Annotated in this window: 23 protein-coding genes; 7 read left to right on the top strand and 16 right to left on the bottom strand. The window is 38.5% G+C overall.

Going from position 1 to position 25,891, the window contains the following annotated elements; all coding sequences use genetic code 11:
* Positions 1-38 precede the first annotated feature (38 nt).
* The 10 genes from nikB to JFU50_RS15815 form a co-directional block, all read right to left on the bottom strand.
* Positions 39-983, bottom strand: a complete 945-nt coding sequence (gene nikB / locus JFU50_RS15860; RefSeq protein WP_201223288.1) for a nickel ABC transporter permease — start codon at positions 981-983, stop codon at positions 39-41.
* The gene (gene nikA / locus JFU50_RS15855) at positions 984-2,513 is read right to left on the bottom strand and encodes a nickel ABC transporter substrate-binding protein (RefSeq protein WP_201223286.1); all 1,530 of its coding nucleotides are present in this window, start codon (positions 2,511-2,513) and stop codon (positions 984-986) included.
* 892 nt (positions 2,514-3,405) lie between these two features.
* Positions 3,406-3,852 (bottom strand): OsmC family protein, encoded by a 447-nt coding sequence (locus tag JFU50_RS15850; RefSeq protein WP_053347480.1) that lies wholly within the window; start codon positions 3,850-3,852, stop codon positions 3,406-3,408.
* A gap of 29 nt (positions 3,853-3,881) precedes the next feature.
* Positions 3,882-4,619, bottom strand: a complete 738-nt coding sequence (locus JFU50_RS15845) for an amino acid ABC transporter ATP-binding protein (protein WP_053347481.1) — start codon at positions 4,617-4,619, stop codon at positions 3,882-3,884.
* Positions 4,620-4,634: 15 nt separating this feature from the next.
* Positions 4,635-5,279, bottom strand: coding sequence for an amino acid ABC transporter permease (locus JFU50_RS15840; RefSeq protein ID WP_201186391.1), 645 nt, complete (start codon positions 5,277-5,279; stop codon positions 4,635-4,637).
* Positions 5,280-5,312: 33 nt separating this feature from the next.
* Positions 5,313-6,143 carry a transporter substrate-binding domain-containing protein gene (locus JFU50_RS15835; protein WP_201223285.1) on the bottom strand — a complete coding sequence of 277 codons (831 nt, stop codon included), beginning with the start codon at positions 6,141-6,143 and terminating at the stop codon, positions 5,313-5,315.
* A gap of 17 nt (positions 6,144-6,160) precedes the next feature.
* Positions 6,161-6,760, bottom strand: coding sequence for a TetR/AcrR family transcriptional regulator (locus JFU50_RS15830; protein WP_309558054.1), 600 nt, complete (start codon positions 6,758-6,760; stop codon positions 6,161-6,163).
* 246 nt (positions 6,761-7,006) lie between these two features.
* Positions 7,007-8,152, bottom strand: a complete 1,146-nt coding sequence (locus tag JFU50_RS15825) for a mannitol-1-phosphate 5-dehydrogenase (RefSeq protein ID WP_201223284.1) — start codon at positions 8,150-8,152, stop codon at positions 7,007-7,009.
* Positions 8,153-8,157: 5 nt separating this feature from the next.
* Complete coding sequence (locus JFU50_RS15820; protein ID WP_201223283.1) at positions 8,158-10,248, bottom strand: BglG family transcription antiterminator; 2,091 nt, start codon at positions 10,246-10,248, stop codon at positions 8,158-8,160.
* Between the two features lie 86 nt (positions 10,249-10,334).
* Positions 10,335-12,287, bottom strand: a complete 1,953-nt coding sequence (locus tag JFU50_RS15815) for a PTS mannitol transporter subunit IICBA (protein WP_201186401.1) — start codon at positions 12,285-12,287, stop codon at positions 10,335-10,337.
* A 282-nt stretch (positions 12,288-12,569) separates the two neighbouring features.
* Between JFU50_RS15815 and tnpB the strand changes: the two genes are divergently transcribed.
* Positions 12,570-13,775 carry an IS200/IS605 family element RNA-guided endonuclease TnpB gene (gene tnpB, locus JFU50_RS15810; protein ID WP_201223282.1) on the top strand — a complete coding sequence of 402 codons (1,206 nt, stop codon included), beginning with the start codon at positions 12,570-12,572 and terminating at the stop codon, positions 13,773-13,775.
* A gap of 271 nt (positions 13,776-14,046) precedes the next feature.
* Here the strand turns inward: tnpB and JFU50_RS15805 are convergent, their stop codons facing one another.
* From JFU50_RS15805 to JFU50_RS15790, 4 genes are all read right to left on the bottom strand, one after another.
* The gene (locus JFU50_RS15805) at positions 14,047-15,339 is read right to left on the bottom strand and encodes a CitMHS family transporter (protein WP_201223281.1); all 1,293 of its coding nucleotides are present in this window, start codon (positions 15,337-15,339) and stop codon (positions 14,047-14,049) included.
* 305 nt (positions 15,340-15,644) lie between these two features.
* Complete coding sequence (locus JFU50_RS15800) at positions 15,645-16,331, bottom strand: response regulator (protein WP_056529765.1); 687 nt, start codon at positions 16,329-16,331, stop codon at positions 15,645-15,647.
* Complete coding sequence (locus JFU50_RS15795; protein WP_201223280.1) at positions 16,325-17,920, bottom strand: ATP-binding protein; 1,596 nt, start codon at positions 17,918-17,920, stop codon at positions 16,325-16,327. Before JFU50_RS15795 ends, JFU50_RS15800 begins: the two co-directional genes overlap by 7 nt.
* A 436-nt stretch (positions 17,921-18,356) precedes the next feature.
* Positions 18,357-18,812, bottom strand: a complete 456-nt coding sequence (locus JFU50_RS15790) for a collagen-like protein (protein ID WP_201223278.1) — start codon at positions 18,810-18,812, stop codon at positions 18,357-18,359.
* 141 nt (positions 18,813-18,953) lie between these two features.
* Here JFU50_RS15790 and JFU50_RS15785 point away from each other — a divergent pair, with 141 nt between their 5' ends.
* Positions 18,954-19,403 (top strand): hypothetical protein, encoded by a 450-nt coding sequence (locus JFU50_RS15785; RefSeq protein ID WP_201223277.1) that lies wholly within the window; start codon positions 18,954-18,956, stop codon positions 19,401-19,403.
* Positions 19,404-19,483: 80 nt separating this feature from the next.
* On the opposite strand, the gene JFU50_RS15780 is transcribed toward JFU50_RS15785, so the two are convergent.
* Both JFU50_RS15780 and JFU50_RS15775 read right to left on the bottom strand, forming a co-directional pair.
* Positions 19,484-20,425: a DNA-3-methyladenine glycosylase family protein gene (locus JFU50_RS15780; protein ID WP_397443379.1), complete on the bottom strand. Its 942-nt coding sequence runs from the start codon at positions 20,423-20,425 to the stop codon at positions 19,484-19,486.
* A 264-nt stretch (positions 20,426-20,689) separates the two neighbouring features.
* Positions 20,690-21,829: a LuxR C-terminal-related transcriptional regulator gene (locus tag JFU50_RS15775; RefSeq protein ID WP_201223276.1), complete on the bottom strand. Its 1,140-nt coding sequence runs from the start codon at positions 21,827-21,829 to the stop codon at positions 20,690-20,692.
* A gap of 221 nt (positions 21,830-22,050) precedes the next feature.
* On the opposite strand from JFU50_RS15775, the gene JFU50_RS15770 reads away from it, so the two are divergent.
* The 5 genes from JFU50_RS15770 to JFU50_RS15750 all read left to right on the top strand — a co-directional run bounded on the left by JFU50_RS15770 (position 22,051) and on the right by JFU50_RS15750 (position 25,874).
* A complete protein-coding gene (locus JFU50_RS15770) occupies positions 22,051-22,806 on the top strand; it encodes an SDR family NAD(P)-dependent oxidoreductase (RefSeq protein ID WP_201223275.1) in 756 nt (251 codons plus the stop codon).
* Positions 22,807-22,870: 64 nt separating this feature from the next.
* The gene (locus JFU50_RS15765) at positions 22,871-23,614 is read left to right on the top strand and encodes an SDR family NAD(P)-dependent oxidoreductase (RefSeq protein WP_201223274.1); all 744 of its coding nucleotides are present in this window, start codon (positions 22,871-22,873) and stop codon (positions 23,612-23,614) included.
* A gap of 429 nt (positions 23,615-24,043) precedes the next feature.
* A complete protein-coding gene (locus JFU50_RS15760) occupies positions 24,044-24,643 on the top strand; it encodes a bifunctional transcriptional activator/DNA repair enzyme AdaA (RefSeq protein ID WP_201186413.1) in 600 nt (199 codons plus the stop codon).
* Positions 24,630-25,157: a methylated-DNA--[protein]-cysteine S-methyltransferase gene (locus tag JFU50_RS15755; RefSeq protein ID WP_274608351.1), complete on the top strand. Its 528-nt coding sequence runs from the start codon at positions 24,630-24,632 to the stop codon at positions 25,155-25,157. The genes JFU50_RS15760 and JFU50_RS15755 overlap by 14 nt, the downstream gene beginning before the upstream one ends.
* The gene (locus JFU50_RS15750; protein WP_201223273.1) at positions 25,158-25,874 is read left to right on the top strand and encodes a 2OG-Fe(II) oxygenase; all 717 of its coding nucleotides are present in this window, start codon (positions 25,158-25,160) and stop codon (positions 25,872-25,874) included.
* Positions 25,875-25,891: the final 17 nt, after the last annotated feature.

Here is a 25,891-nt window from a genome sequence, read left to right as displayed (position 1 = left end):
CCATCGTCTTTTGATTTGTTTTCTGAACACTAATTCCATCAACTATTATTCCTTTCCTTTAGTCTTAGCTCAGGATTCAAATATCGGTAAGTTAAATCCACTGCGCTATTTACCATAAATACAATAATGGCCATAATTAAAATGTATCCTTGGATGACTGGATAATCACGAGATCGAATAGAGTCAACGACCATCTTCCCAATACCAGGATAAGCAAAAATCACTTCAACCACGACGACCCCGCCGATCAAGCTGCCAAGGCTAACACCGAATACGGTAATGACCGGCGGTAAACTATAGCGAAATGCGTGGGCAAAGAAGATACGTATTTCTGAAATCCCCCTTGACCGGGCGGCTCTGATAAATTCATGACTAAGCGAGTCAATCAAACTCGAACGCAGCAAGCGGACGTATACACTTGTAATGGCAAGGCCCAAAGTAACCGACGGCAAGACCATTGAAATGAATCCGTCCCTCCCCATTGTTGGAAATACCCCCCATCTCACCGCGAATAAATCAATCAAAAGTAGTCCCAGCCAAAAGCTAGGGATAGCTGCGCCTAATAATGAGACTCCACGACTTATCTGGTCAATCCAACTGCCTCTATATAAAGCAGCAAGCGATCCTAAAGGAATAGCTATACTAAGCATGACAAGTAAAGCACCCATTGACAGTTCAAGTGTCGCTGGCAGACCGCTTATAATCATTTTCATCACAGGCTGATTCGTAATATAGGAATTTCCGAAATCTAATTGAACAAAGTCCGCAAACCAATGACCATACTGTACAAGCAACGGATCGTTGAATCCCAATTCTTCACGAAGCTCATAGACTTGCTCGTTTGTGATCGATACATCATCCACTTGAAGAATTGATAGTACCGGATCACCTGGAGCGAGCCGCACAAAAAGAAAGCTGATAAATGTAATAACAAGGATAAAAATCACAACCTCGATAAATCGCCGGCCTAGAATGCGGAACATTTACTTCACATCCAGTTTATTCGTCAGCATGTAGTATTCACTTCGCGAAGTGATCCAGTTTTCAACTTTATTAGAGTTATATGCAACAAGTGTGTTGGGATGTAAAATAAATGAGTTATATACTTGTTCATCCACATACATCGCAATTTCTTCAGCTAAATCTGAACGTTTTTTCTGCCCAACCGTTACGTTTAACTTGTCAATAAGTGCCGTCAAGTGATCGTCATCCGCACCACTGAAGTTTAAGGCGCCATTTGGATGATACGTTGCATTTAAATAGTAACCGGCATCTCCGCGCGGTGCCGTTAAATTACTGTACGTTGTTAAATCCCAATCCCGATTGGCAGCCATATACTCTTCCGGGATTTCAATCTGTTTGATTTTCACATCAATTCCTAACTGCGCAGCATCCGATTGAAATACTTGAGCGATTAACGGTAAATCGGCACGTGAACTGTAAGTAAGAAGCGTAACCGAAAGCGGTTTGCCGTCTTTTTGCATAACATCATGTACTTTCTTATATCCTGCTTTTTCAAGATATTCTCTAGCCGCTTCCATTCCGTTCTCTTTTTTTGGATAGTCTGGAGCAAATGAGAACGTAGATGGAAAAGGTCCTGTGGCAACTTCTGCATGACCTTGTAAAATCGTATTCGCAATGGATGAACGATCTATCAAAGCATCAATAGCCTTACGAACGTGTATATCTTGCAGCGCTTTCCGTTCTAAGTTCATCGTCATTTGATGCACACGGAAAGTAGATGTGGACTCCACAGTTACCCCATCTATAGCTTCTAAATTTGCTAGGCTTTCAACTTCTGGACGGAAGACAATATCAGCATCTCCTGATTCAAGTGCAAGAGAGCGCGCGTTGGCATCTTCATTAAACGAAAATCTGGCTTTCTCCAGTTTCACGGCTCCACCCCAGTAAGAATCGTACCGCTTAAGATCCACTGCAGTTCCTGGTGTGAATTTCGACACAGCAAATGGGCCTGTCCCAACTGGTTTGTTTATATAGTCACTTTCCTTTACGTCAATAATCGATGTGTTTGGATGAACTAATTCAGATGGGAACTCCGGAAAGGGACCTTCTGTTTTAATCATTAAGGTATTTCCTTTTGCTTCTATCGAATCAATGCGCAAGGCATTTTTAATCGCTAGACTATCTTTCATCGCCCTCTCTAAAGATGCCTTTACCGCCTCGCCATCCATAGGTTTTCCATTCTGAAACGTCACTCCCTCCCTTAGCTTGAACTCCCATAATTGTCCATCTTTACTATCCCAGCTGCTGGCAAGCCAAGGCTCAATAGTCAAGTCCTTATCATTGAGATGTACCAAAGTTTCAGTAATTCCTGCACGCAGTGACACATAACTTGTATCAACATTTGGATCAAGCGAGCTAGTGGCAAAATTAAAAAGTAAATTCACTTCTTTTTTCTTTTTCTCTTGTTCTTTTGTAGTCTCGGAAGAACATGCTACCAAAAGAAAGACTGTTAGAAATAGAATAAATAATGATTTGTATTTCCTGAACATAAGATAATCCTCCATTAATATTTTTAGTTTTATATCAGTTGTTGTAAATCGTATTAATTACGATTTTAATCACGGTTTTACTGTCATGATTTGCCAGGCAATAATTGCCTGATATTACTGGTGAGAGATTTCTCCAATCAGAAATCATTCAAATTGTCCCTTGTTTATAGGTTTCTTACTATGTATGGATTGGATAATCTTCTACGTTCCTTCTGCTTCTCCCTTCTCCAAACTTACTCGTAAGAGGACTAAACTCGAGTTAAAGAACGAACCCATGAGTAAATGCACTCAATTCACGAGTAAAAGTACCAAATTCACGAGTAACTGCGCTAAACTCACGAGTAACTGCGCTAAATTCACGAGTAAAAGTGCCAAACTCACGAGTAACTGCGCTAAATTCACGAGTAAAAGCGCTAAATTCACGAGTAACTGCGCTAAACTCACGAGTAAATGCGCCAAACTCACGAGTAAATGCGCCAAACTCACGAGTAAATGCGCCAAACTCACGAGTAAATGCGCCAAACTCACGAGTAAATGCGCCAAACTCACGAGTAAATGCGCCAAGCTCACGAGAAACTGCACCAAATTCACGAGTAAATGCGCTAAACTCACGAGTAAAAGTACCAAATTCAAGTACGAGCTATATTCTCAACATAAAAAGACCCCTTCATCACACAAATCAAAATAATTACGATTTATATTATAAAAAAATCCTTTTTGTTCAAGAATTATCACTATAGATGTCTTGACTGTCTCTCATTATAAAACGTAATGATTACTATTTACAAGCGTTAAATTTATATTCCTAAGAAATATCCTTTTTCTTTTTCCTTAAAAACAACAAAAGCACCGTAGAGATTTCTCCACAGTGCCTTTGAAAAGTTAAAAGTATTTATTCTCCTTGGTTCTGATCAGTAACTATTTTTGCTTGTTCTTCCCCATTTAAAATTAGCCGGAATGAGATATCGGCTTTCAAAGAATCTGATACCGCACAGTATTTTTCTTTGCCCAGATTAATTGCCCTCCAGATTCGTTTACTGTCCACTTGCCCATCAATGATGAAAGTCACAACAATGGATGTGAATCCTTTTGGCAATTCTTCTTTTCTCGTGCCATCTGTTTCAATTTCAAGCTTGTCCACAGATGACAAATAAGGTTTCAGTATCATCGTGACATCAATTCCAATGCAACCAGCTAGAGAAGCCAGCAGCATTTCAGTTGGTGTACATCCTTTACCTTCGCCTCCATATGCAGGAGTTGCGTCCATACTTACTTCATAACCTGAATCTCCAACAGCTGTGAAAGCACGCTGGCCATTCCATTTTGTTACTACTTTCATAATAATTCCTCCAGCTCTCCTTATATTAACTACATTTTCTTCAAAAATTTCTTGGCTCGATCGGTTTGTGGTTGTGAAAAGAATTCCTCTGGGGGACCTTCTTCAACAATGACACCATCTGACATGAAGACGATTCGATCAGCAACTTCCTGAGCAAAAGTCATCTCATGTGTAACGATAGCCATGGTCATTCCATCTTGAGCAAGTTCTTTAATTACAGCCAACACCTCATCTACCAACTCTGGATCTAATGCAGACGTTGGTTCATCGAACAATAAGATATCCGGTTCCATGGCAAGTGCTCTTGCAATCGCAACTCTTTGTTGCTGACCTCCAGATAATCGGGAAGGATACACATCTTTTTTATCAATCAAACCTACTCTTTTTAACAGCGTTTCCCCTTTTATCTCTGCATCATTTTTCGACCATTTTTTCACAATTAACAGTGCTTCGATAACATTTTCCAATACCGTTTTATGCGGATATAAATTAAATTGTTGAAAAACCATTCCCGTATGAAGACGGACTTTTTTAATTTGTTTATTGCGCTCTTTATGACTTTTTTTCGCATCAACGACAATGTTGCTCACTTCAATAGTTCCACTCGTTAATTCTTCGAGACCATTTATACATCGAAGCAATGTACTTTTACCTGAACCACTCGGTCCAAGAATCACAACAACTTCGCCGCTGTTCACTTGTAAATTAATATCCTTCAACACTTCTAATGTTGAAAAACTCTTCGATAGGTTGTTGATGTTTATCATTCTACTTCACCATACTTAGTCATATATTGATAACCGTTTTTCAATTCTTTCCAAGACAAAGGAAAATCCTGTACTCATAATCCAATACATTAGCGCAATTGCTAAATAAAATGGCATGTACACATAGTATTGAGCGATTAATAATTGAGCTGAACGCAATAATTCGGTAACCGTTATAACGGAGACAAGTGATGTCTCTTTTAACATCCCAATAAATGTATTGCCTGCTGGCGGGATGGCCACCCGAATCGCTTGCGGGAAAATAATCCTGCGCATCGTTTGATATGGCGTCATTCCAGAAGCATATGCCGCTTCATATTGCCCTTTAGGGATAGATTGAATCGCCCCGCGTAATGTTTCAGACAGGTAAGCCCCGATACTAATACTTAACGCAATATAAGCCGCTGTTAGTGGTTGAAGATTTAATCCGTAATCAGCCAGTCCATAATACACAATAATAATTTGGACCAAAGTGGGAGTACCTCTTATGATGGAAACATATGCACGAGCCATCCACCTAATAAACTTATTACCTTTTAGTCTTGCTACCGCCACAACCACAGCAATAATCGATCCAAAAAACATTGAAATAATGGTGATAAGGAGCGTATAATACGCTCCCTTCAATAAAAATGGTAGGTTAACCCAAATAACATCCATAACTTTGCTTGTATCCTTTCTACTACTAAAGGTTTATTCTTTTGGCTCTTCCCCAAACCATTTCACAAAAATCTCATTATATGTGCCGTCTTCTTTCATATCAGCTAGATGTTTATTCAATTCTTTCAATAATGATTCATTGCCTTTACGAATCGCGATTCCTGCTTTATCAGATTTAACCGGTTCACCAACTGCTTTGATCTTAAATCCATTACTCTCTACAACTGGTTTCAACGCATACATATTATTAATGGTTGCATCGATTCTTCCAGAGTCCAAATCCTTTAATGATGTAATAACATCATCATATGTTTTAATTGTAAAATCCCCCACCTCTGGAAGCAGCTCTGTACGAAGATATGTTTCGTCATTAGTACCTAGCCCCACTCCAATGTTCTTGCCTTTGAAATCTTTTACAGACTTAATCGAGTTATTATCTTCTTGAACGATTACCTTCACATGGTTAGTGATATACGGTTCCGTAAAGTCCATTTGTTTTTTACGTTCATCAGTAATGGTCATTTGACTAATAACTGCATCAAATTTTTTTGTTTGTAATCCTGCCACCATACCTGAAAATTCTTGAGAAACAAATTCAACATCCACTCCAAGACGCTTGGCCATTTCTTTCGCGATATCAGCATCAAATCCATCCATCTCTTTCTTATCATTCAAGAAATTGTATGGCTGATATGTACCCATAAGCCCTACTTTAAGTGTTCCGCGATCTTTGATTTGTTGTAATAAATCTGCACTGCTTTCTTTATTTTCGCTTGCCTTATCATCTTTCGAACCACAAGCACTTAAAATCAAAGTAAATGCTAATAATAATACCAATGTAAGGTATGAATATTTTTTCTTCATAATAATCTGTCTCCTTTTTATGTTCCTAATAATCCAAAAAATTCGAATCTGACCATTTCTTTAGCCAGTTCCGCCGTTGTTTTGTTTCGTATATGCGAACCCTCTGAGACCGGTCCGAATAACCACCTAGATAGGATTCCTTCAAATAAACTCATTAATAATGCAGCTTGTAAACCAGGATCCCTTTCCGGTAGAATGTTTAGCTCCATCGCTCTTTTAATATTATTTTGAAAAGCTTCTTCCACCTTCAATCGAGTTTCAATAATCACCTGTTTAAGTGACTCTTCACCGTCAATTCCTTTGAATATCATTTCCATCATATATCGATTAGATGCGGAAAAATCAAACAACTCTTCAAATAACTTTTCAGAGGAACTCACAACATCCTTAACAGTTCCAGGAAATTTTCGATGTCCGTGCGCTACAACTTCCAGAAGTCCGTTCCGCCCTTCTTGAATAATTTCTAAAGCAATAGCTTCTTTACTTTTAAAATGCCAATAAAAAGTTCCCTGCGCAATACCCGCTTCTCGAACGATGTCAGAGATCTTCGTTTTATGATAACCAAGTGAAGCAAAAAGTTGTTGCGAAATCTCTAATATTTGCTCTCTTCTATCCACCTTTTCTGTAGAAATTCTTTCTCACCTCCCGATTGATTAGTCAGTCAGTATTATCATATAAAATTACTGTTCTGTAGTCAATTATCTTTAGTGGTTTAGTCGGTATTGAGAGAAATTTATTTTATCCTTTTGAGCATTGTATAGCGTAAAGCAATTGATCACGTAAGTACTTTGCATCCCTTCAGCAATATTCCTAAGTTAAAGAGCTCCTGAAAATTCATTTCAGGAGCTCTGGTCATAAACTATTTATTTCTTTAACTCATTGTAATGACTGACAACTTCTTTGGTAATTTCGCTATTTTCGTCTAAACCACTAACTTCTTTAAGAACAGAAGGTACACCGTTTTCTTTCACCATCGCTTGCAGCCTTAGTGCTTCTTCATCCTCGTTATAGTTAAAGAGTAAAGCTGCTGCTATTGCCTTCGCTAGATGTGTATAGGAAAGTCCAGCTTTCTTCGCTTCTACTGCAGGGCGTACAAGACGGTCGTTTGGTCCAAGCTTACGCAGAGGTGAACGGCCTACTCTATTTACTGAGTCATTTAAGTAAGAATTTTTAAATCGGTTAATAATCTTGTTAATATATTGCTGATGCTCGTCTGGGTTCAACTGGTATTCCTTTATTAAATAGGCTCCAGTTTCATCTAATGTTTTCTTGACTTGCTTTACAATGCCTTCGTCTTCCAATGACTGGTCAATCGTCAATTTGTTATCCTTAAGATAACCCAAGTAAGCAATGACAGCATGTCCTGTATTAACGGTAAAAAGTTTTCTTTCAATGAATGGAGCGAGTTCTTTTACAATGGTCATCCCCTCAACGGCAGGAATGTTTTCATTCGTTTCAACGACCCATTCATAATAAGGTTCTACTAAAACATCGAGGGAACCCTCGTTATTTTGAATCGGAACAATTCGATCAACAGCTGAATTAAAGAAGGATACTTTATCAGCTAAGTTTGCCTTTGTATCTTGATCTAAGTTTTCTAGAATGTATCCTTCTAAAAGATCTGTTGCTGATATTTGGTTTTCGCAAGCAATCACATACAGTTTATCATCGGTTTCCTTCACTCTTGAAGTTAACCCTTTTGCAATTAAAGGTGCGATGTGAGGCAAAATATTCGGACCGATTGCAGTCGTAAGGTATGTTGCTTCTTTAATTGCCTTGATGATTTCCTCTTCCTGCTTTAAGCTGTTTAAACCTGATACATTCTCTACTGTGACCGATTCTTGCTGATCAGTCGCCAATTTGACTTGGTATTGCTTTTTATCATTTAACTGGTCGATGATTTGATCAGCTATATCTACAAATGTTACATGATATCCAGATTGTGAAAAGAGTGCCCCAATAAATCCTCTTCCAATATTCCCTGCACCGAAATGTACTACTTGTTTCATTTCTATCATCCCTTTATCAAGTTAGTATATAAATAATCCAAAAATATGGCTTCCATTCTACTGCGAATTACTTCTTCCTCTGATGATGAAAAAATCATTATAGATTCATTGCTTTCAATTAAACTTGAACTGATTAAGCTGACGATTTCCTGCTGCTTCGCACTTAATTCTTCAGGTGCAAGCATCAGCAACAGGTTTTTCATATACACGTCTTTTCCGTCCATTCCTCTTACCATACAGAGTTCATCTAAGTGGGCCACCTGGAAAATCAGCTCTTTCACATTCTTATGTCTGGTATGAAAAAGGCCCATTCCAGTGCCTGGAATACCTAAACCACCTTTTTTTTCCCGTTCGTTAAGAGATCCAATCACATCATCCGCATCCTTTAGCAGATCTTCCTTTTCAGCCATCCGAACCATTTCTTCGATGATTCGCGGATGTCCTTTCAGATGCGGCAGCCGATAAAACCGGAAATTATTGATAACAGCGTCTATTGCTTGTTGGACGTCTTTCAGTTCCTGCAATACTTCTTTCAATTCGCCATTCTCTTTTTTTGGCAGGGAATCCTTTTGGGCTGAATGACTGCTATAACGCTTATTCTTAGTGAAGTTTTCAATATTCTTCCTTAAATAATTCCTGATGTTCAATATATTCTCTTCACTCAAAAGAGGGGATACGACGATATAATCCATATCGATATACGGAAGCCGAACCGTAGAAATGATTACATCATAGTTTTTCAGGCTGCCCTGCTGCTGGATATCTTTGATCGTCTTGATTTCTACAGTCTGGATTTCTATGATTTCTTTTTTGATCCGGCTTGCAAGCATCTTCGACGTACCTATACCTGTCGGACAAACAATGAGTGCCCTTATTGATATTTCTTCCTCCCGCATCACTAATGCAGATCCGAAATGAAGGACAATGAAGGCTATTTCATCTTCAGGAAAATCTTTAATTTCTTTGAACCCCTTTTCCAGACTGGTCTTTACTGCTAAAAAGAGAACCGGATACTTTCGTTTAATATCTTCCGTTAAGGGATTATATAATCCCATTTCCTGTTTGATCCGGAAAAGCGATGGTTCCATGTGAGCAAGGAGCCCTTGATACAATGGGAAATCCTTGGTCAAATCGATTTGCAATTGAGCAGAAACATCTTTTATCAAATTCCTTATCAGCTGGCCTAGCACCACACTGTCATATGGAACTGCATCCGCCGCATGAAGCTTGGAACCTTTAAGGATGGCGGCCAGGTAGCTTATATCATCGATAGTAAAAGAGACTTCCAGCATGGTGCTGAGTTCCTTGCCTATTTTATTCATAAGATTATTCTCATCCGAAAGTTCTCTTATTTTCTTGAAGTCCTTCTCCAAAAAAAATTGGCTTTCATTCCTTTGCAGGGTTACATAAATATGCACAATTAACCCTATATACCCGCTATCAGCCAAACGCGAATGGACACTGTTAAAGGTCGAGTTCAGCACCCCATCAATAGCCAGAAGATAATCGGGATCGAAATAGTCGAGGATTTTCCCTTCTGGGAATTTTCCTTCTTGCAACAAAAATAAACTTTCAATCAGCTCTTCATTAAAGAAGTGCAAGAAATAGGCAGCCTGAGCTTTCCGTTTATTTTCTTCAGTGCCGGTAAGCTCTATTCCGACTCCCCTTTTTCTGGTAATCACGATATTAAAATTTCTTATCCACTCAGTCAGTTCGTCTAAATAGGTTGAAAGAGTGGTTATGCTTATACCGAGATCCCCCGCTAGAGCTTGAGTTTTATATGATTCTTCCTGCAGTAAAGCTAAAAGAAGATGCAACTTTCTTTCTTGTGGCGTTTGATCAATCGGATGATTACCCATCAGATGCTGTACAAGCCTAAAGACTTGTTCATTCTTCCCATCGATGGACAGCCCTTCATGTGTATTGCGTGTTAAATGCAACTCAAAAGATTGCAGGATTTTTTCTATGGCCTTCAGATCACGTTGAACCGTCCGGACACTTACATTCAGTTGTGTTGCAATGGATATGGCCGTATGTTTTCCTGAAGTTTTTATGATCAATTCTATGATTGATTTTTCCCTTGAAGTAATATACATGCTACCAACTCATTTCAGGTGGAGTAACACGAGAAAATACTGAATAGAAAAGCGTAAAACGCTTTTCTATTCTTGGTTAAGAGTATTTAATTATTTTTAACGTTTATAATATCCATCAATTCCCTGGCTGATGTGGCTTTAACCATCTTTTCAATATTCTCCATCTCCGAGCAAGTAACCGCAATGCCAGATAGAATTTCAAGATGCGTGCCATCCTTGCCGGCTATTCCGAATATTAACCGAGCCTTTTGACCGTCAAAATCGACACCGTTTGGTATCTGTAAAACGGTAAATCCAGATTTAAGGACATCTTTCTTAGCTTCCTCAGTTCCGTGTGGAATGGCTACATCATTTCCCATATAGGTTGAAGTCATTTCATCACGTGCAATCATCGCTTCAATGTAGCTTTCCTTAACGTATCCTGCATTTACCAAAGCTCTTCCCGCAAAGCGGATCGCTTCTTCCTTATTGTCAAAATGCTGATTAAGGAAGACATTTTCTTCGCGAAGCAGATCATTATCATCCGGTGCATCTTCTTCACCTGCATCGATGCCAGGTTCAATTGAATGTTCACGAACACCTGGAACTTCCTCTTCAGCATCTTCGACAATCTCATGAAGCTCGTCAGTACCATCATCCTGAAGCCGCGCTAGCAATGAATCGTATTCAGGACTTGATAAGAAGTTATCGACAGATACATGAAAAGCATTCGGCACTTTATTTTGTGCTCTTGGAGTTAACTCTTCCTGTGTAATAACAATTTGTGCGTCAGAAGGAATGTTGCTGATTGCTGTATTTGTAACATCAATATTCAAACCAGCTTCCTTTACCTTTTTGCGCAGGAGGGAAGCACCCATTGCACTTGAACCCATACCAGCATCGCAAGCAAAAATAATTTTACTGACGTTTGTTGGCATAGTGCCCGGATCTGAAGCAAATACATCAGCAACAGAACTTTTCTTCCCTTTCATTTCTTGCATTTTTTTCGCAGCATCTTCGATATTTTCCTCCGTCTGTTTGCCTGTTTTCAAGACGAATGCAGCTACGATGAATGATACAATTGCAGCTACGATCACACCTGCAAAGTTAGCAATATATGCGCCCATATTATGCGGAGTTACCGCTGTAATGGCAAGAATACTGCCTGGCGAAGCGGGAGCGAACAATCCGCCGCCTAAAAGAACTAAAGTGAAAACTCCGCTCATGCCTCCAAGAATGACCGCTAAAAATAACATCGGTTTCATTAGAATATAAGGGAAATATATTTCATGGATACCACCGAAGAAATGAATGATGGCAGCTCCAGGCGCCGATCTCTTCGCAGTACCTTTTCCGAAGAAGCAATAAGCAAGCAGAATACCAATACCGGGTCCAGGATTTGCTTCAAGCAGAAACAGAATGGAAGATCCAGTTTGTTTAACTTGCTCTACACCGATTGGTGAAAGGACGCCATGATTAATTGCATTGTTTAAGAACAATACTTTGGCAGGTTCGATTAGAATACTTGTTAATGGCAGTAAACCTGTACCTACAAGCCAATCAACACCTGCTACAAGCCATCCTGTAAACACGTCAACAGCAGGACCTATCGCTAAGAAAGATAGAATGGACAGCAAGCCGCCAAGAATCCCAGCTGAGAAATTGTTAACAAGCATTTCAAAACCGGCTTTTATTTTTCCTTCAATAAATTGATCGAATTTCTTGATAACATATCCGCCAAACGGCCCCATGATCATTGCACCAAGGAACATTGGAATATCAGATCCAACAATAACACCCATAGTCGCAATAGCACCAACTACGCCCCCTCGGTGATCATGAACTAACTTACCACCTGTATACCCAATTAAAAGCGGAAGTAAGAAAGTAACCATTGGGCCAACCATTTTGGCAAGGCTTTCATTTGGGAGAAAACCAGAAGGAATGAATAGTGCAGTGATTAACCCCCAAGCTATGAAAGCTGATATATTCGGCATGACCATTGAACTTAGAAAGTTACCGAACTTTTGAACAGCAACCTTTATATTAAAGTGAGCCATTTTGCTCTCTTCCCTTCTTAATATAGTTTCACCTAATGTTAAGGTACGGTACATCCACATTCAATAAAAGAAAAAGCTAATTTTGTCGCGAGAGAGAAGACAAACATAATGTTTCTCTTAATTCTAGTTTTATCATTTCCCGCCAGAATATTCCCTCTTCAAACGTGTGAAGGGCGAGAGCCCAACGGTAAGGGGAGATGAATGGCGGTTGGCATAAGCCAAAGTAATCTTTTGACAAACATACGTTCGGTGGTTAATAATAACTATAAGGGGGTGAAACCAATGGTCGTAAACAAAGCTTATAAATTTCGAATCTATCCAACTAAAGAACAACTAGTTCTAATCAATAAAACGATCGGCTGCTCCCGTTTTGTCTATAACTTCTTTTTAGGCAAACAAAAGGAGAAAGATGCCTACTGGTATATCTGTGAAGAAATGAAGCAGAACGGCCAATTACCCTCTAATGAATGGAAAGGTTCTTTTCTGAATAAATACGCAACAATCAAAGAACTTCCAGCTTTAAAGAAAGAGTATTCTTTCCTGAAAGAAGTAGACAGTATTGCCTTACAGAAATCGGTGGAAAATTTAGCAGATTCCTATAGTCGATATTATAAAAAGCAAAACAAGTCACCACGCTTCAAATCGAAAAAGAATCCTATCCAGTCCTATACAACTAAACATACGAATGGGAATATTGGAATTGTTGGAAACAAAATCAAATTGCCAAAACTCGGTCTAGTTCGTTTTGCTAAAAGCCGCGAAGTCGAAGGGCGAATCATCAATGCCACAATCAGGCGGAACCCTTCGGGTAAATATTTCATTTCCGTTTTAGCCGAAACCCATGTACAAGTACTTCCTAAAACGAATCGTTCGTGCGGTGTAGATGTTGGTTTGAAGAACTTTGCTATTCTTTCAGATGGTACGGTCTATCAAAACCCAAAATTCTTCCGGACGGTCGAAAAGAAATTGGCCAAAGCACAACGGATTCTTTCAAGGCGACAAGAAATAGCCTTGAATCAAAATAAACCATTGGCTGAAGCCAAAAACTATCAAAAACAAAAACGAAAAGTGGCTATCCTACACGAAAAAATTTCAAATGCCCGAATCGATTACTTACATAAAGTTTCTACCGAAATCATCAAAAACCACGATGTTATTGGAATGGAAAACTTGCAAGTGTCGAATATGATGAAAAATCACAAACTAGCTAAAGCTATTAGTGAAGTATCTTGGTACCAATTCAAAAAAATGTTGGAATACAAAGCAAACTGGTATGGTAAACAAATCGTGACCGTATCTAAAACGTTTGCTTCTAGCCAATTGTGTTCTAGCTGCGGTTACCAAAATAAAGACGTTAAACATCTGAATCTTCGTGAATGGGATTGTCCTTTTTGTTCTACTCACCACGATCGAGATATTAACGCAGGACTCAATCTAATGAATGAAGCCTTAAGGCTTCTAACCGTAGGAACTACGGGAGTAGCCTAATTAAAAATTGGCCGATAGGCTAATGTTCTTAGGAATCCCCCACTTCAATCAGACAGTAAGGTCGATAAGTGGTGGGTAGTTCAATCAGCCAGTAATAAATATCATTATGAGCTTTGATAGATAGAGTGTTAGTGAGGAAAGCGAGCAGTAGGATAGAGAGCCACCTTTCAATCGAAATTAAAGAGCCCCATTCGTACTAGTACTAGTACGAATGGGGCTCTTTACAATAAAAGGGTACTTTAAAAGATCGAGGAACTACTTGCTATATCTCTTATAGTGGGATTATTCCTAATACAAGAGATACCAGAATCATGACAAGTGTCGATCCGCAAGCCCACTTCAAGAAAGTACGCTGCAGGGCTCCAAAATCTTCTCCTACCATCCCAATCAATAGATAGGTTGATGGAACAAGCGGACTTAATAGATGAACTGGTAACCCTAAAAGAGAAGCTCTTCCTATCATGGCAGGATCAATTCCATAAGCAGCACCTGCCTTAGCAAGTAATGGAAGTACGCCATAATAGAAGGCGTCATTAGACATGAAGAAAGTAAAAGGTGCGCTAATGATAGCTGTGATAACGGCAAAGTGTGCACCCATTTGGTCAGGAATGTGCTGAATCATAGAGTTTGCCATAGCATCTACCATTTCCGTTCCGGAAAGAATTCCGGTAAAGACACCTGCTGCAAATATCATCGAAACAACTGATAAAGCATTGTCAGCATAATTGGCTACACGATCTTTTTGATCACTTACTTTCGGATAATTAATCGTAATAGCAATGGCAAAACCTATCATAAATAGGACCGCTGAAGGCATAAGTTCCATAATCAGCGCGACTAGCAGGGTAAGTGTTAACGCATAATTAAAGACAATTAATTTAGGACGCTTAATGTAAGCATCTTCAGTTGCAGCCGCATGTTGAGCTACAGCATGATAATCTACTTCTATTATCCCAATTCTTTTTCTTTCTTTTTTACCCATACAATATGCCATGAATAGAACGAATAGCACACCGCCAATCATGGCAGGAATAACAGGCGTGAAAACATCGGACATTTCTAGTTTCAAAGCAGTCATCACCCTTGCTGTCGGGCCTCCCCAAGGAAGAAGATTCATGACTCCAGATGCAGAAACAGCGATACCAGCTAATATAAGCGGTTTCATTCCAATCCGTTTATATAGCGGAAGCATGGCAGAAATCGTGATCATATATGTGGTTGTACCATCTCCATCTAACGAAATAAGTAAAGCCAAAACTGCCGTACCGATGGCAATTTTTACAGGATCTCCTTTTACAAGTCTAAGGATCGTATTAATGATTGGATCAAAAACTCCAGCATCAATCAAAATACCAAAGAAAAGGATTGCAAATAAAATCATGATTCCTGTTGGCGCCACACTTTTGATTCCTTCTAGCGCCATTTCACCCATTTGACTACCGAAACCACCAATAAGTGCGAAGGCACTAGGTACTACGATCAAAGCTATCATGGCTGAAAGTCGCCCTGTCATAATTAAAATCATAAACACTAAAATCATCAAGTATCCTAATAAAGCGAGCATATCTATCACTCCTATCTTCTAATAAAGTAAATTGTATATGAAAATGCTTAATCTGTAAGCGTTTTCAATTTATTGTGTTTTAAAACTATTTTGTTAATTTTGTTCATTGTGTTCACGGAGGTACTTTTCATTTCAATTTTCAGACAATACCGGATGCCATGCCCGGGGTTTGAATGGTTGGTTTTTAAATGATTTTAACAATATTGGTAATCTCTAAAGCACTTTTCTCCCCACCGATTTTCCCATACAAAAAACACCTCCATTTACGAAGGTGTTTTTATATTTCTAGGTTATCTTTCTCTGAATCAAATCTTATAATATCTACGTTCTGGTCTCCCTACTACTCCATATATTACTTCTGCCTTACATTTCTTTACGGATATCAGGTATTCCAGATAACGCCTTGCTGTTGTTCTAGAAGCGCCGATTTGAGAGCTCACTTGCTCAGCTGACAAACCAATGTCGCTTATTTCAAGAACTTCCATTACTTTCGTTAATGTGATTTCGTCGACTCCTTTTGGTAATGCAGGTCCATCATTGATTTCCGGCGTAGACGATCCCTTTTTTAAAATAAGATCAACAAAATCCTGGTCTATATCTTGTTTAGATTGCATAAGGTGGGCTTTCTTAAGATACTCCACTATGACTTGGTTGAAGCGCTTCATTTCTACCGGTTTAATTAAATAATTCTCTACACCATAGTGAAGGGCCTTTTCAAGTTGTTCTTTTTCTGTGGCTGCCGTAATCATGATAATATCCACATTCGGGAATTTCTGACGAATGCTTGGAAGTAAGTCTGTACCAAGCTGATCCGGCATATAGACATCAAGCAGAAGCAGATCAGGGCTTTTTTGTTCCAAGATCCGAAGAGTTTTTTTTGCATTTACTGCTTTCCCGACCACTTCTATTTCTTCAAAGTTTTTTAAAAATTTCTCATGGATATCCGCTACACGAAAATCATCTTCTGCAATGACCGCTCTTATTTTTAGCATTCTTTCCCTCCTGTCTGCTCTTTAGGAAGATACACGGTGAATACGGTGTTTTCTTCCTCGCTTTGAACTTCGATGATGCCACCCAACTCTTTTACAACATGATCAGCATTTGATAGTCCATATCCACTTGGATTTCCACTTGTTTTCGAAGTGAAACCCCGGTCGAAAATAAACGCGATATCATTCTCGGGTATTCCCTTTCCATTGTCACTTACTTCAAATACCATATCATTTCCGATATCGGTAGCGAAAAATTTCACTAGTGGCTCATCCATGCCAGAAACCGCTTCCAGCGCATTATCGATTATATTGCCAAGAATCAAGGTAAGTTGGGACAATTTTATATGGTCCTGGAGTTTCTCTAAGTAACTTTGTGAGTCTATTTCAAAGGGAATCTTCTTTTCTGATGCTTTTCCTATCTTCCCAAGTAACAGAGCTTGTACCTTTGTATCTTTAATCTGTTCGAAAACAACACGGTTCAGAGAGTACAATTCGGATGTTTCGCTTTGAATCATATCTATTGCTTCATCATATTCCCCTAACTGTATCAATCCGGATAGAACATATAATTTATTAGTAAATTCATGGGTCTGTGCTCTTAAATCCTCTGAATGCATCTTCACTTCCGATAATGTGTTAACCATTTCCTCTATTTCTGTTCGATCACGGAACGAAGCGACTACACCGCTTACACCTTCACTATCGAAGATCGGCGTGCAATTCACAATAACAGATTTATCTTTCCATGAAATTTCTTTATCCACTTGCGGTTCCCCTGATTTCAACACTTCGTATAAATATGTTGAAGGAAACAACCCATCTACATTCAAATGGCGAACAGGTTCTTTTATATCCAGCAACTTTTTTGCCGGCTGATTCATAGATGTAATCAAACCATTTTGATCAATGGCTAAAATACCTTCTTTCACCGAGTGAAGTACAGCATTTTTCTCTTTATATAAATTAGCAATTTCAAATGGCTCTAACCCTAATGTATCTTTACGTATGCTTCTTGCCAGCATATAGCTCCCGACGATTGATATCATAATGGCTACTAAAGACACAATCATCTCTTTAGATAAATCCTTAAAAATTTGGGCACGAACATCGTTCACTAAAAAACCGACCGAAACGATTCCAATTATTTTTCCATCCTTATCAAATATCGGTGACTTTCCTCGAATAGAAAGACCAAGCGAACCTGCCGCTTCAGAAACGTAATATTCACCATTTTTTAAAGCTCGGTCGTTATCCCCGCCTTTCATTCGCTTCCCTATTTCAGAGGCTAACGGATGAGAATAACGAATTCCCTCTTTATTTCCTACAACGATGAATTCAGCCCCCGTTTCCTTGCGAATCTTTTCGGCAATCGGCTGGATCGTTCTAGCAGGATTTTCGGATTCAAATGCCTCCGTGACGGTAGGCATAAAACTAATGGTTCTTGATAACTCCAAAGCTAACTTACCTTTATCCTTCGCTATTTGTCTTCCTTCCATATAGGAAAAGGAGGTCGTTAATAGGAGAATCAAAAATAAGCTCAATGATAAGACTAACCCAAGAATCTTGGTTTCTAGCGATACTTTCTTCATATTCAACAGCATCCTCTATTTTCATTTCCACTTTTAAATTTTATAGGAATATAGTGATTTTAACATTTCTAATAAATAATGAACATTAACCCTGATAAAAGAGAGAGCTTGTTTTGAAAAAGATTTATCAAACCAAGCCCAAAACCTGTTCAATACTAAATGGTATTTACTTGATTTATTTCTTATAAAGCTTGTGGAACTACTTGTTGAGTTTTACTAAAACCAGCCTTTTCTACGGGATAATTTAACCAGAGAGGAGGACAATCAACAGTAGGATTTGTTGAATAATGGTTTTCTTTGGCTTGTCCTGATTCTATCTTGCTTTGAAACCCTTTCTAATTGGAAGAAAGCAAAGCAGTTTAAAGCTTAGGCTATAAAATTTCTCCAATGTTCAAAGGGGATATTCTGACTAACATCCCCTTTGAATACTTTATTTTCAAAAACATGTAAATGAATTAATTTGTCTTGTATCAATGCCAAAAACCGTCCAGAACCTGCCATTCCATCTGAAGCCTGCAACAGATCGCGGACCGACAAAAATGGGATAATACCAGAAACTTGCACCATTATTTAGCCATATAAAAGTATTCCGGAATAAGCAAAATGAAATGGCTCCTGGGTCTACAGCAAATGTTGAAGCCGATTGTTGGAGAGGGATAAACGATGGCGGAGGGGCCGTTGGCGCTTGTGAACTTGGTGGTGATCCTGGTTGGCCCGGAGATCCTGGTGCACCTGGAAATCCTGGTTGGCCCGGAAATCCTGGTGCACCTGGAAATCCCGGTTGACTAGGAAGCCCTGGTAAACCAGGTATACTTGGAAAGCTGGGTAGACCTGGAAACTGTCGTATAAGATAATCTTGATTTTCATAATGATACATTGGGTACATATACATAGTCATTCACCTCTACATGATTGAATGTAATAAGATATGGTGAATAGGCTTGAGATGGTTGGGCTACTTTGTAATTATTAGGGGGATTCTCACTTAGTACGCTCTGTAAAACATTATTGTAAGAGAAAGGGGAATACATTTTTGACTCAATATATCTATATGGCTTCTCCAATGAAACTTCCTGAAGGTTCGCTTGGACATAAGCCAGTCTCACCTGAACAACCAAATGTTTTCAAAGATGAATTGGATTTCACACATTTACATTTTGAAGATAATTACGATAGGGCATCAAAAACAAGATTTTCATATAGTTCCCACTTTTCATTCAAACATCAGGTTGCCATTAACCATAACCTTTTACCGCTAAAATACCTATCCAAAAGCAATGCGATACAAGAAAAGTGTTTAGATATATTGTATTCGTATATAGAGGAAGAACTGCACGCTAGCGGAGTTATCGAGTATTTCACTAGTTTGAGTGGCCACGAAGACTTGCCCATAGGAATTAATCGAAGCGTTAGTTGGACTGACATTAAAACACCTTATAATCTAGTTTTAGCGGACCGTGAATTTTGGTATATTACCTTGTGAGCACACTAGCCTCCCACATTGAAAAATGAACATTCAACAGCCCGCTTGAAACCAATTCAAGAGGGCTTTACCATGGCATTTTAATATAGCAATCTCCATAAATAGAACGTCGCATAAGACTCCCAGTTGGCCCACGCTCCTGATAATTTGAGAATTTCTTCTTTCGTAGGTTTTGCTTCAGTTTCCATAACCAATTTCATTGAATTATGCAACCCGACATCATCAATTGGAAAAGCTGCTGGAAAACGTAAACAGCGCATCAATACATAGTTCGCTGTCCACGGACCGATTCCATGAATTTTGGTCAGCATTTTTTCAGCCGCTTTAACATCCTTAGCATTTAACAACTCTTCTTTTGTGAGATCTCCTCGAACCATCAGTTGGGCCACGCCAATTAAATATTCGCATTTCTTCACGGTCATCTTCATTTCTACAAAATCTTCTACGGTTAAATTCGCGATCACTTCAGGCGTTGGGAACAGCCAATATTTCTCTCCTTCATATTCAACAGATTTACCGAATCTCTCAACAAGTCTGCGTTTCAATGTATAAGCATACGTCAAGTTGATTTGCTGCCCAAGAATTCCCCAGGCAATAGCTTCAAATAAATCCGGGATACCTATATTTCGCAGACCATAAAATTGACTTACTGGCCTTTGCAATAAAGGATCATTTTTTGCTAACTCATAAAAAGGAAGCAAATTCGTGTCCAGATCAAACCATTGTCGAACGTATTGGGAAACGGCTTCTTGAACATGTTTTTCTACTGAAGTAGTACTTCTTAAAAATCGAACAAAAATCATCGTGTCGTTCTCAGCTCGGATTTCCACTAATATTGTCTCGTTTTCTACGAATAAGGCACGATAAATTTTTTGATCAACAATTTCAAATAGACATTCATTGGAGGATCGTGACAGGTATCTCAAGTTTTCCGAAAAGCTAAACTCTCTGGGGGCGTGGATGATCAATTCATCCTTCTCTTTATCAAGTAATTCTTTGTTCATTTTATATGGCTCTTTCATTTTGCCCCTCCTTCTTCACGCTCTCTTTATTCTAATCCTATTTCCAAAAAATTAATTACGTTATCTTGCACTTTCCTTCTAAATTTGGACGGTGTATGAAAACAAACAAAAAAAGTAATGAATCCTAGAAGCTGAAAGTCGAGAAATCATAAGTAAACCAAAAGAAAAAAGACCATTATTTTTGGTCCTTCTTAGTGTACATCGTCCATATTTTAGGTATTCCTAAGACCCTCTCAATGTTGACGGATTTGCAAAAGGGGGGAATTAATTTAATAACCCTAATCGAAAAGCAAGGGCAACGACTTGCGTCCTATTTTTTGCTTTTAGTTTAGTCATTAAACTGCTTACATAATCTCTCACCGTATGCTCGCTTAAGAACAATAATTCACCTATTTTTTTATTGTCGTACCCTTCCGAAAGCAAATCAAGAATCGTGGTTTCTCTTTCTGTTAAGTGAAGATCGGAAGTTTTTGCTACTTTTTCACCTTTCCTTGATAAAAATAATCCAAGACGTTTCCCCACTTGTTCAAGTAAATCTAACTCATCTTTCGAACAATCAAAGTCTTCCCCTAACTGATCAAAAGTAAGCCATCCAAACAATTGATCTTGATGGGTGATCGGGATAAAAATAATGGAAGACAGATTAAATAATTTAATATGTTCCTCTTTTACATAATTTCTTGGATTTTTTAAATATATCGGTTTTTTGGAAGTAAGAACTGAAGTCTGCTCAGTAAGCTGTCCTTTCATGCTCTGTACCTTTGGAAGCTCTGCACCAATTACACCATAGAATTGATTCGACCATGGGATATAAGCGTAAAAAACACATCGTTTATAGTGAAAATACTCTTCACATTTTTTTAATATATAGGCTAAATCATGAACTCCTGAAGAGCGAATCAGGAGTTTGTTTAATTTGTCTAATAATTGTAGCCTTTTAAGTTCCCTATTTTCATGGGGATTTTTCTTGGTAAGATCTGTAGTATCTGCATCTACCCAATTGTTATAACTATGGACAAGGTACGTAAAAATAGATAATGAAAACATTAATATAGGAATGATTCGGTTATGTTTTATTTGGATCATGAGTGTAATCAAAGATTTTTGGAAAATCAATTGAAACAGGTTAAAACTTTTCATATTTAAAATCGATAACTGAGATTGAAGCCAATTGTCAAAGTGGCTAGCTAAATCTTCATCGATACCTTCAATGTTCGATTGGGTTAATAGTTGAAAAAATGAATGCAGCAACGTATCAGTTATTTTTCGATTTGACTCGGAAATGGAAGGTTCTAGACTGAGGTAGATATTTATATTTTCTTCAATCTGTTTGCTATGAGTTTTGATGAACAATACGAATTGTTGAAACGTAATTTCTTCATATGGATGAAATGGCTGAGTCATAAGAAATTCTTCTCCTTCAAACAAAATAACCCTATAAATGGAGGATATTCACTCTATTATTATACATCATCTTATAGGATAGTATTTCAAAATGAACGTAGTAAGATGAATGTGTAGCAAGTTAGTAAATCTTTTTGAATCCGATTTCGAATAGTAAAAAGGTTCTTTGTACACAATTTTATCCATGATTTTAATAAATATTGAAAGGATGCGTACTTGTAATGAGACTTGAAAATAAAGTAGCCATCATAACCGGTGGAGGTACAGGAATCGGTAAAGAAACAGCCTTATTATTTGCTAAAGAAGGAGCAAAAGTTGTTATCACTGACATAAATCAAGAATCTGGAAGCCAAGCAGTAAAAGACATTCAAACAAATGGTGGAGAAGCACTTTTCGTCCAACACGATGTTAGCAAAGAAGAAGACTGGAAAATGGTTGCAGAGGAAACCATCAAGACTTTTGGCAAAGTTGATGTTCTTTTCAACAATGCAGGAATTTATATTATAAAACCTGTTGCAGAGATTGAACTGGAGGAATGGAATCGTCTAATGTCTATTAATGTGACTGGCGTATTCCTTGGAATGAAACATATCATGCCTTTGATGGCCAAACAAAATAAAGGTTCAGTGATTAATGCTTCCTCCATAGCAGGTTTGATGGGATCTCCAGGACATGTTCTATATGGTGCTAGTAAAGGAGCAGTACGTATTATGACAAAAGATGCGGCGATGGAATATGCTTCTGCGGGGGTTAGAGTGAACTCTATCCATCCTGGATACATCGATACTGGAATGGCAGACTATGCTTCTGAGGTAACTGGAAATTCAAAAGAACAATTAGGTGCAAATTTATTTCCTTTAGGACATCTAGGATCTGTAAAAGATGTTGCAAATACAGTGCTATTTCTTGCTTCTGATGAATCAGCTTACACGACAGGTGCAGAATTTGTGATTGACGGTGGAGCAACAGCAAGATAAAAAGATTTAGCAATGTTAACAATAGGATATCGACTTGAATTAATTGCAGAATGGAGAGATTGATATGAAATTAAAAGACAAAGTAGCAATCGTAACAGGTGGCGCAAGTGGAATTGGTGAAGCGACTGTTCGCCTTTTTGCTGAAGAAGGAGCAAAAGTGGTCATTGCTGACTTTTCAGAACGTGGTAAAGACATATCAGTAGAATTGAATACGAATGGATATAATACATTATTTGTTAAAACAGATGTAACAAATGAAGAAGATATTAAACAGATGATCAATGAAACCGTGAATAAATACGGCAAGCTAGATATTATGTATGCAAATGCTGGAGTTGCTGATGATGCACCAGCACATGAATTGTCCTATGAAAAATGGAAACGAACCATCGATATTAATTTGTCAGGAGTATTCCTTTCTGATAAATATTCGATTGAACAGTTTCTTAAACAAGGTACAGGCGGTGTCATTGTTAACGCTGGTTCTATTCATAGTTTTGTTTCATTACCAAATCCAACAGCCTATTCCTCTGCAAAAGGTGGCGTGAAGCTACTAACTCAAAACTTATGTACTGCTTATGCAAAAGATGGTATTCGTATTAATGCGGTCTGCCCTGGTTATATTGACACTCCTTTACTTGCAAGTGTTGATCCTCAAACGAAAGAATATTTAGTTTCTCTTCATCCACAAGGCAGGCTTGGAAAACCAGAAGAAATAGCAAAGGCTGTCTTATTTTTAGCAAGTGATGATGCTAGTTTTGTTAATGGTACAACCCTTCTTGTTGATGGGGGCTATACCTCACATTAATTTAAATTAAGGGATATCTTTTAATAACAAAGCAGTCTAAATCGTAGATCATTTAGAACTGCTTTGTTATTTCATTTAAAAAAAGTGAACTAACTCTTTCATCAACAAATAGACCCTTTTGTGATTCACAACCAAACTATGTTTGCGAAACAGCCAAGTTCTCACTCTGCCATAAATTAATTCTATTTGTCGCAAATACTCCTGGAGCTTTATCTACCTTCCTTAACAGATTCAAACTATTTATAGTCACACAAGAAAAAAGCCGATCACTAATATAGTGAAAGGCTTTTTTTCTTATTTGTCCGGGCAGCCATCTTCGGCTGCCTTTTCCTATTCCTATTTGAAAGAAATTACGTTATCTTGCTTTTATATTATCGAAATGTTTGTATATCAATACTTTCTTGTATACTAAATGGAGAGGTGAATGTGATGAATTTGAAAAAAACAGACATTCCTAATGATTACTGGAAAGCTATTGTAGAGTGTGATGCAGCGTATGATGATCATTTTTTATATGGCGTAAAAACAACAGGCATCTTTTGTCGGCCCTCCTGTAAATCCAGGGTGCCCAACAAAGAAAACGTGCAGATTTTCAAAAATGCCAATATGGCTTTAGAAGAAAATTTCAGGCCTTGTAAACGCTGCAAACCCGAAGGCTTGAATCTGCCAACAGATGAGTGGATTGAGCAAATAACTGAATGGATTGATCAACATTACAGCGAGCCCCTCACATTGAACACATTGGCGGATATTTCTCATGGCAGTCCCTACCACTTACAAAGATTGTTTAAGCGTGTGAAAGGTCTATCGCCTACTGAATATATTCAACAACTCCGCCTTGAAAAAGCAATTAGAATGCTTGAAAGCTCCGAACAGCCGGTAACCGAAATAGGATTGGCTGTAGGATTTTCAAGCACCCCCTATTTTATAACGTTATTCAAAAAGAAAACGGGATATACACCATCAGGATATCGAAAAGCTTACCATCAAAACTTGAAAAAGGAGCGTGAACAACATGATGAATGTTAAAGAACAAACAATAGATTGGGCCATTTTAAAATACGATAAGTGGCAATTATATGTAGCCAAGTCTGAAAAGGGACTTTGTTATGTAGGTTCACCTGGTCAATCGTATGATGAGCTGAAAACTTGGATACAAAAACGCTTCCCCCTGGCGAACCTTGTTGAAAATGAAGAAGCCTTAAAGCCCTATCTAAAAGAACTGTATGAATATTTCGGGGGAAATCGGCAAACTTTCTCATTACCCGTAGATGTTAAAGGAACACCATTTCAACAAGAAATTTGGGCAGCATTGAATCAAATACCCTATGGAAAAACCTATTCCTATTCCGATATTGCCGAGCACATTCAAAGACCTAAAGCTGTTCGCGCGGTCGGAACGGCTATCGGTGCTAATCCAGTTCTGATTACTGTGCCCTGTCATCGGGTAATTGGAAAAAATGGAGCCATAACTGGGTACCGCGGAGGAACGGAGATGAAACAATATCTGCTTCAATTAGAAGCAGATATTGGAGGGAGATAAATGAATAGGGATTTGAAGAATTCACCAATCTACACACTTGACTGGGGCCAAATTCATCAAACATTGGACGACCAAGGCTTTGCAAAATTGCCTGTCCTGCTTACTCCTGAACAATGTCAAAACTTTATCAATTTGTATGACCAAGAAGAACTATATCGAAACACAATCAACATGGGACGTTATCGCTTCGGTGAAGGCGAGTATAAATATTTCGATTATCCATTGCCAGCTCTACTGCAGGAGCTACGTACGGCATTTTACCCTGAACTCGCAATAGCTGCTAATCGATGGTTGCACCAGTTAGGGAAAGAAGCCATTTATCCTGATTCGTTAGATGTTTTTTTAGAAGAGTGCCATGAAAAAGAACAAACCCGTTCAACCCCTCTTATTCTTAAATATGAAGCAGGCGGCTATAATTGTATGCATCAGGATCTATATGGAGATGTTTATTTCCCATTCCAAGTTGTATTTACACTAAATCAGCGGGGGGTTGATTATACCGGAGGCGAATCCATTCTTGTGGAACAGCGTCCCCGAGCCCAAAGCCGAGGGCATGTCATCACGCTAGAACAAGGAGAAGCACTCCTCTTCCCTACGAACCACCGGCCAGTAGAAGGTAAAAAAGGATATTACAAGAATACGATGCGTCATGGCGTAAGCACTCTTCAATCTGGAATACGCTACGGGATGGGAATCATTTTTCATGATGCAAAGTAACGGTACAACACGATAAC

Source organism: Peribacillus sp. TH14 (genome assembly GCF_016651145.1).
Classification (GTDB): Bacteria; Bacillota; Bacilli; order Bacillales; family DSM-1321; genus Peribacillus; species Peribacillus butanolivorans.
The sequence above is the reverse complement of the archived record's forward strand: the minus strand, read 5'-3'. Positions and strand labels throughout refer to the sequence as shown.

Coding starts and splice junctions, on each gene's coding strand:
- nikB (WP_201223288.1), bottom strand. CDS start 983: ATGTTCCGCATTCTAGGCCGGCGATTTATCGAGGTTGTGATTTTTATC.
- nikA (WP_201223286.1), bottom strand. CDS start 2,513: ATGTTCAGGAAATACAAATCATTATTTATTCTATTTCTAACAGTCTTT.
- JFU50_RS15850 (WP_053347480.1), bottom strand. CDS start 3,852: ATGAAAGTAGTAACAAAATGGAATGGCCAGCGTGCTTTCACAGCTGTT.
- JFU50_RS15845 (WP_053347481.1), bottom strand. CDS start 4,619: ATGATAAACATCAACAACCTATCGAAGAGTTTTTCAACATTAGAAGTG.
- JFU50_RS15840 (WP_201186391.1), bottom strand. CDS start 5,279: ATGGATGTTATTTGGGTTAACCTACCATTTTTATTGAAGGGAGCGTAT.
- JFU50_RS15835 (WP_201223285.1), bottom strand. CDS start 6,143: ATGAAGAAAAAATATTCATACCTTACATTGGTATTATTATTAGCATTT.
- JFU50_RS15825 (WP_201223284.1), bottom strand. CDS start 8,152: ATGAAACAAGTAGTACATTTCGGTGCAGGGAATATTGGAAGAGGATTT.
- JFU50_RS15820 (WP_201223283.1), bottom strand. CDS start 10,248: ATGTATATTACTTCAAGGGAAAAATCAATCATAGAATTGATCATAAAA.
- JFU50_RS15815 (WP_201186401.1), bottom strand. CDS start 12,287: ATGGCTCACTTTAATATAAAGGTTGCTGTTCAAAAGTTCGGTAACTTT.
- tnpB (WP_201223282.1), top strand. CDS start 12,570: ATGGTCGTAAACAAAGCTTATAAATTTCGAATCTATCCAACTAAAGAA.
- JFU50_RS15805 (WP_201223281.1), bottom strand. CDS start 15,339: ATGCTCGCTTTATTAGGATACTTGATGATTTTAGTGTTTATGATTTTA.
- JFU50_RS15800 (WP_056529765.1), bottom strand. CDS start 16,331: ATGCTAAAAATAAGAGCGGTCATTGCAGAAGATGATTTTCGTGTAGCG.
- JFU50_RS15795 (WP_201223280.1), bottom strand. CDS start 17,920: ATGAAGAAAGTATCGCTAGAAACCAAGATTCTTGGGTTAGTCTTATCA.
- JFU50_RS15790 (WP_201223278.1), bottom strand. CDS start 18,812: ATGTATATGTACCCAATGTATCATTATGAAAATCAAGATTATCTTATA.
- JFU50_RS15780 (WP_397443379.1), bottom strand. CDS start 20,425: ATGAAAGAGCCATATAAAATGAACAAAGAATTACTTGATAAAGAGAAG.
- JFU50_RS15775 (WP_201223276.1), bottom strand. CDS start 21,829: ATGACTCAGCCATTTCATCCATATGAAGAAATTACGTTTCAACAATTC.
- JFU50_RS15770 (WP_201223275.1), top strand. CDS start 22,051: ATGAGACTTGAAAATAAAGTAGCCATCATAACCGGTGGAGGTACAGGA.
- JFU50_RS15765 (WP_201223274.1), top strand. CDS start 22,871: ATGAAATTAAAAGACAAAGTAGCAATCGTAACAGGTGGCGCAAGTGGA.
- JFU50_RS15760 (WP_201186413.1), top strand. CDS start 24,044: ATGAATTTGAAAAAAACAGACATTCCTAATGATTACTGGAAAGCTATT.
- JFU50_RS15755 (WP_274608351.1), top strand. CDS start 24,630: ATGATGAATGTTAAAGAACAAACAATAGATTGGGCCATTTTAAAATAC.
- JFU50_RS15750 (WP_201223273.1), top strand. CDS start 25,158: ATGAATAGGGATTTGAAGAATTCACCAATCTACACACTTGACTGGGGC.